The sequence below is a fragment of the Streptomyces sp. XM83C genome, assembly GCF_023072675.1.
GTDB classification, from domain to species: domain Bacteria; phylum Actinomycetota; class Actinomycetes; order Streptomycetales; family Streptomycetaceae; genus Streptomyces; species Streptomyces thermocoprophilus.
Window position 1 is genome coordinate 1 of sequence record NZ_JALLGL010000348.1, and the last position, 6,085, is coordinate 6,085.

Here is a 6,085-nt window from a genome sequence, read left to right on the forward strand (position 1 = left end):
CCCCGAAAGGGCGCACTCGTCCCCCCTTCGCACCCCCGCCTACAACCACGGCACTACCCGCGTCCTCCCCAGGTCGGATCTTCCGGGCACTCGGCGGGTGAAGCCGTAAAACCGCACGTACCGTCGAATGCATGACGCACATCGATGCGGAACTCGATCCGGCGCGGACCGAGCGGGCGGCCGTGCCCACCCCGGCCGGCGGGCTGACCGCCGCCCAGGTCGCCGAGCGGGTGGCACGCGGTGACGTCAACGACGTGCCCGTACGCAGCAGCCGCTCCCTCGGCGAGATCGTGCGGGCGAACGTCTTCACCCGGTTCAACGCGATCATCGGCGTGCTCTGGCTGATCATGCTGTTCGTCGCGCCGATCCAGGACAGCCTGTTCGGATTCGTGATCCTCGCCAACACCGGCATCGGCATCGTCCAGGAGTGGCGGGCGAAGAAGACCCTCGACTCCCTCGCCGTCATCGGCGAGGCCAGACCCACCGTCCGCCGCGACGGCACCGCGCGGTCCGTCAGCACCTCGGAGATCGTCCTCGACGATCTGCTGGAGATCGGCCCCGGCGACAAGATCGTCGTCGACGGGGTGTGCGTCGAGGCCGACGGGCTGGAGATCGACGAATCGCTGCTCACCGGTGAGGCCGACCCGGTCGTCAAACACCCCGGCGACCCCGTGATGTCCGGCAGCTTCGTCGTCGCGGGCGGCGGCGCCTTCCAGGCCACCAAGGTCGGCCGAGAGGCCTACGCCGCCCAGCTCGCCGAGGAGGCGTCCCGGTTCACCCTCGTCCACTCCGAGCTGCGCACCGGCATCTCCACCATCCTCAAGTACGTCACGTGGATGATGGTGCCGACCGCGATCGGCCTCGTCATCAGCCAGCTCGTCGTCAAGGAACACGGCTTCAAGGACTCCGTCGCCCGCACCGTCGGCGGCATCGTCCCCATGGTCCCCGAGGGCCTCGTCCTGCTCACCTCGGTCGCCTTCGCGATAGGCGTCATACGCCTCGGCCGCAAACAGTGCCTCGTGCAGGAGCTGCCCGCCATCGAGGGCCTCGCCCGCGTCGACACCGTCTGCCTCGACAAGACCGGCACCCTCACCGAGGGCGGCATGGACGTCACCGAGCTGCGCGTCCTCGACGGCAGCGACGGGACGTACGTACGCCGGGCCCTCGCCGCGCTCGGCGAGTCGGATCCGCGCCCCAACGCCTCCCTCCAGGCGATCATCGACGCCTACCCCGACAACGACGACTGGCGCTGCACCGAGTCGCTGCCCTTTTCCTCCGCCCGCAAGTACAGCGGCGCCTCCTTCAGCGAGGGTGACGGCGAGTCCAGCACGTGGCTGCTCGGCGCCCCCGATGTGCTGCTGGCGTCCGACGACCCCGCGCTCGCCGACACCGAACAGCTCAACCGGCGGGGCCTGCGCGTCCTCCTCCTCGCCCGCGCCGCCCGCGACCTCGACGACCCGGACGTCGCCCGCGGCGCCCGGCCCGTCGCCCTCGTCGTCCTCGAACAGCGGCTGCGGCCCGACGCAGCCGACACCCTGCGCTACTTCGCCGAGCAGAACGTCCGCGCCAAGGTCATCTCCGGTGACAACGCGGTCTCCGTCGGCGCCGTCGCCGCCAAGGTCGGCATCGACGGCACCGCCCTGGACGCCCGCCGGCTGCCCGCCGAACGCGAGGCCATGGCGGCGGAACTGGAACAGGCCACCGTCTTCGGCCGGGTCACCCCGCAGCAGAAACGGGACATGGTCGGTGCCCTCCAGTCCCGCGGGCACACCGTCGCCATGACCGGCGACGGCGTCAACGACGTCCTCGCCCTGAAGGACGCCGACATCGGCGTCGCCATGGGCTCCGGCTCCGAGGCCACCCGCGCGGTCGCGCAGATCGTGCTGCTGAACAACAGCTTCGCCACGCTGCCCTCCGTGGTCGGCGAGGGCCGCCGGGTCATCGGCAACATCACGCGCGTCGCCACCCTGTTCCTCGTCAAGACGGTCTACTCGGTGCTGCTGGCGCTGCTCGTGGTGTGCTGGCAGGTCGAATACCCGTTCCTGCCGCGTCACCTCACCCTGCTGTCCACCCTCACCATCGGCGTCCCCGCCTTCTTCCTCGCCCTCGCCCCCAACAAGGAGCGGGCCAGGCCGCACTTCGTGAAACGGGTCATGCGGTACGCGGTCCCGGGCGGGATCGTCGCCGGCGCCGCCACCTTCGTGACGTACCTGGTGGCCCGGCACTTCTACACCGGGCCCGGCTCCCTCGACGCCGAGACCAGCGCCGCCACGCTCACCCTGTTCCTCGTCTCCATGTGGGTGCTGGCGATCGTGGCCCGCCCGTACACCTGGTGGCGGGTGGCGCTCGTCGCCGCCATGGGCGCCGCGTTCCTCGTCGTGCTGATCGTGCCGTGGCTTCAGGACTTCTTCGCGCTGAAGCTGGTCGGGATGGCGATGCCGTGGACGGCCGTCGGCATCGCGGTGGCCGCCTCGGCGGCGCTGGAGTTCACGTGGCGGTGGGTGGAGCGCCGCTTTCCCGTCTGACGGGGGCGGCGGCTCCCACGGAGGGGCCCTCCCCCACAGCGTGAGGGGCGGGCGGTCCGCGAGGGCGCTCCCCCACCATGAGGGGCGGGCTCCCCAAGGGGCGCTCCCCCACCATGAGGGGCGCTCCCGCCGCCTCAGTCGAACCAGCGGTCCCTGGCCAGTTCCTCCGTGCGGGACGGGTCCTCCAGCAGGGCCGCCACCTCGAAGCGGCGCGGCCACTGCCCCGCCGACCACGCCAGACCGGCCGCCACGCCCTCCAGCGTGGACGCGTGCAGGGTGCCGTCCGCGGTGACCCGCCAGTCGATCTCCACACCGTCCACGACGAGCTCCTCGTGCTCGACGTACGTGTCCGGTGTCCGCGGGCCCAGCAGGACCCGCACCGACTCCGGTACGTCGTGCTCGGTGCCCTCCGAGTGGACCTCGCCGGTCACCGACTCGCTCAGCCTGCGCACCTGGAACAGCTCCGCCAGATCGGCGGCCCGCGACGGCCGTACCGGAAGCAGCGGCACTCCCTGCGTGAACGGCAGCAGGTCCGGCGAGTCCACGACGACCGCGTCCGCCGCGTCCACCACCCGCACCTCACCGTCCACCACGGCCCTCAGCTCGTCCGGCAGCGTCACCTGCTCCGGGTCCAGCTCGGCCAGCGCGCCGTACAGCCCGTGCAGCTGCGCCGCGGTCACCGGGCGGTCCGGGTCGGCGAGACGGTCCAGCAGTTCGGCGGCGCCGCCCGGCTCGTCCAGCAGGGCCGCGACCGAGGTGCGTACCCCGAGGGCGCGCAGGACCTGCTCGTCGTCGAAGCCGGTCGCGTCCGCCTCGTCGTACAGGCCGCGCAGCAGCGGGTCCCCGCCGGCCGCGCGCAGACCCGCGGGGCGGCGGCCGTCCAGCACCGGGTGGCCGCGCAGCCACCACGCCGTGTACGGCCGTACCGTCTCGTGCGTGCCGTCCGGCAGCAGCACCCGCACCGGCTGCACCAGCGCGTCCCGCAGCGGTAGCCGCGACAGCATCGCGAGGGCCTGCGGCCAGCGGTCGTCGTCGACCAGGTCCAGATCCCGTACGGCGACCAGTTCCGTCGCGACCGGCGGGACCGGGCTGTCCGGGAAACGGTCGAGGATGTCCTCGCACCACACATCGACCGCGTCGAGCAGCCCCGCGTCGTCCGGCTCGGCGAAGTCGCTGTCGCGGGGCTCCAGTTCGTCCGGGTCGAGGACCACGTCCGTGGCGCGGACCAGTGCGAACGTGGCGAGGACACCGCACGCCGCGAGCGGCTGCTCCCCCCACTTGCGCGCCAGTTCGGCGTCCACGCAGGCCAGTTCGCCCTCCCGCATCACCTGGTGGAAGGGGCTGCCCGGCAGCACCAGTTCGCCCGCCGGGGCCGGTTCGCCGTCCTCGTCGGGCAGCGCGAGCGCCCCCAGCCACGGCTCGTCGCCGGGCTCCAGGCCCGCGTCCCGCACCAACGCCAGGACGACATCGGCGAGTTCCTCCGCGTCGAGGGTGTCCTCGTCCCAGCCGCCGGTGTCCTCGTCGAGGGACGCGGCGACCGCCGCCCGCACCTGGGGAGTCGTCAGCACGGCACGCGGGGTCGCCGGGAGCGCGCCCAGCTTCTCCAGCAGCGGATGCGCGGCGTCCTCGTGGGCGACCTTCAGGCCGAGCCGGGCGAGGAGTTCCGCATCGACCGACGGGCCGTCCGGGCTGGGCAGCAGCACCTGGCGAGGGCCGATCGTCGTACGGCCGTCCGCGAGCGGCACAGGCAGCCCCGACAGCCGGTCCGGGTCCACGCCGGCCAGGCTGTCGTACAGCCGCCACCACCAGTCGGGGTCCTTCTCCAGGCCCGCCAGCCGGTCGATCGCGTCCGTCAGCGGTACGCGCGCCACACCGAGCGTGCGCAGCTCGACCCGGCGTTCCAGCCCCGCGGGCAGCAGCGTGGGCAGCACCTCGGCGAGGACGCGGACGGTGTCCGCGCCCGCACCCTCCACGACCTCCGCGTCCCGGGGCCGCAGTGTCTCCGGCAGTACGTCGTGCTCGTGGCCGTCCGGCTCGGCGGTCCCGGTGGGTGCGGTGGCGGCCGGCGGCAGGAACGACGTGCGCGGCAGCCGCTCCAGGATCGCCTGGCGCAGCCCGCCGTCAAGTTCGCCCTTGCCGAGCGGGCCCGGCACCAGGTCGATGACACCGGCGGTCACCGGCCGCCAATCGGCGAGGAGTTCGGCGTACGCGTCCGCCGCCCGCTGCACCAGGAAGTCCGTGAGCGTGCCGGCCGCGGTGTGCCGGCGGGTCGAGTCCAGCGGGAACGACGCGATCAGCAGCGCCGGTACACCGAGAGGCTCGTCGCTCGGCGTCGGCGCGTGCACGACCGGGCTGGTGCGGGGGCGGGCCGGGGTGCCGTCGGCGGTGTCCACGGGGACCGCCCAGGTCAGGGACCAGTGGGGGCGCAGCCGCTCCTCCACGGGTCGGTCGGCCAGCAGGTCCGGGGTGAGCGGGCCGTGCGCGGACGCCGTACGCCAGTGTGTGACGCCGTGGTCCGAGTCCTCCACGACCGTGAAGGCGCCGTCGGTGCGGCGGCGCAGGGTGCGTGCCGGGCGGTCGCCGATCTCGACGACGACCTCCTCCAAGCCGGGCAGGGCCAGCAGCAGGGCGTCGTCGACGGAGGTGAGCAGCCGCTCGGCGAGATCGGCGGCGGCTGCGTCGCGCAGCGGCAGCACGACGACCGTGTCGTACGGGTCGGGGGCGGTGCCCTCGGCCGCGAACGGCAGTCGCAGCAGCGGTACGTGGCCGTCGCGGCGGCGGATCTCGTCGCCGAGGCCGGGGCTGTGCCGGGCGGTCTCCTGGGCGAGGTCGCGGGCCTCGGCCAGCGCCCAGCGGACGCCGCCGTGCCGGCCCAGGACGGCCGGCTCGTCGGTGACGGAGAGGACGGCGGCGAAGCCGACGCCGAAACGGCCGACGGCTCCCTGCTCGCCGTCCCGCTTGGCGGAGGCGCGCAGCGTGGCGAGCGATTCGACACCGGCCGCGTCCAGGGGGGCGCCGGTGTTGGCGGCGGCGAGGACGTTGTCGCGGAGAGTCAGCCGCAGCCGGCCGGGGGTGCCGGCGCGGGCGGCGGCGTCGGCGGCGTTCTGGGCCAGCTCGACGACGAGGCGGTCGCGGTAGCCGCCGAGGACGAGTTCCTCCTCGGCGTTCGCGTCCTCCCGGAAACGGGCGGGGCTGGTGGCCCAGGCGTCGAGGACACCGCGGCGGAGACGGGCCGTTCCGAAGGGATCGGCGCCCTCTGCCGCCGGGCGGACGAACTTGCTCACGACGTTCACTCTCCTCATCGGCGACGCTTGAAGGTACCGCGAAGATCCGTGCCCGCAACTCGGGGCGCCGTCGGCGGAGGGGCGGGGCCCCTTCGCCCCGGTTGAGGGGCGGCTCCCCTTCGCTCCGGGTCTGGGGCCGTTGGGTCCGGTTCGACGAGGAGGACCCGGTCGTGGTGGCCCGGTGACGGGGATGGCCCTGTCGTGGCCCGGTCCTGTCTCGCCCACCCGGCGCCCGATTCGCTCGGCTGCACAGCCGAGGCCGGTGTGTCAGGGGGC

2 protein-coding genes are annotated in these 6,085 nt (G+C 73.7%); one reads left to right on the plus strand and one right to left on the minus strand.

Annotated features, from left to right (window positions below):
- Positions 1–131: 131 nt before the first annotated feature.
- Positions 132–2,525: a cation-translocating P-type ATPase gene (locus MTQ10_RS26740; RefSeq protein ID WP_247472749.1), complete on the plus strand. Its 2,394-nt coding sequence runs from the start codon at positions 132–134 to the stop codon at positions 2,523–2,525.
- 134 nt (positions 2,526–2,659) lie between these two features.
- Here the strand turns inward: MTQ10_RS26740 and MTQ10_RS26745 are convergent, their stop codons facing one another.
- Positions 2,660–5,809, minus strand: a complete 3,150-nt coding sequence (locus MTQ10_RS26745) for a sacsin N-terminal ATP-binding-like domain-containing protein (RefSeq protein ID WP_247472750.1) — start codon at positions 5,807–5,809, stop codon at positions 2,660–2,662.
- Positions 5,810–6,085: the final 276 nt, after the last annotated feature.

Coding starts and splice junctions, on each gene's coding strand:
- MTQ10_RS26740 (WP_247472749.1), top strand. CDS start 132: ATGACGCACATCGATGCGGAACTCGATCCGGCGCGGACCGAGCGGGCG.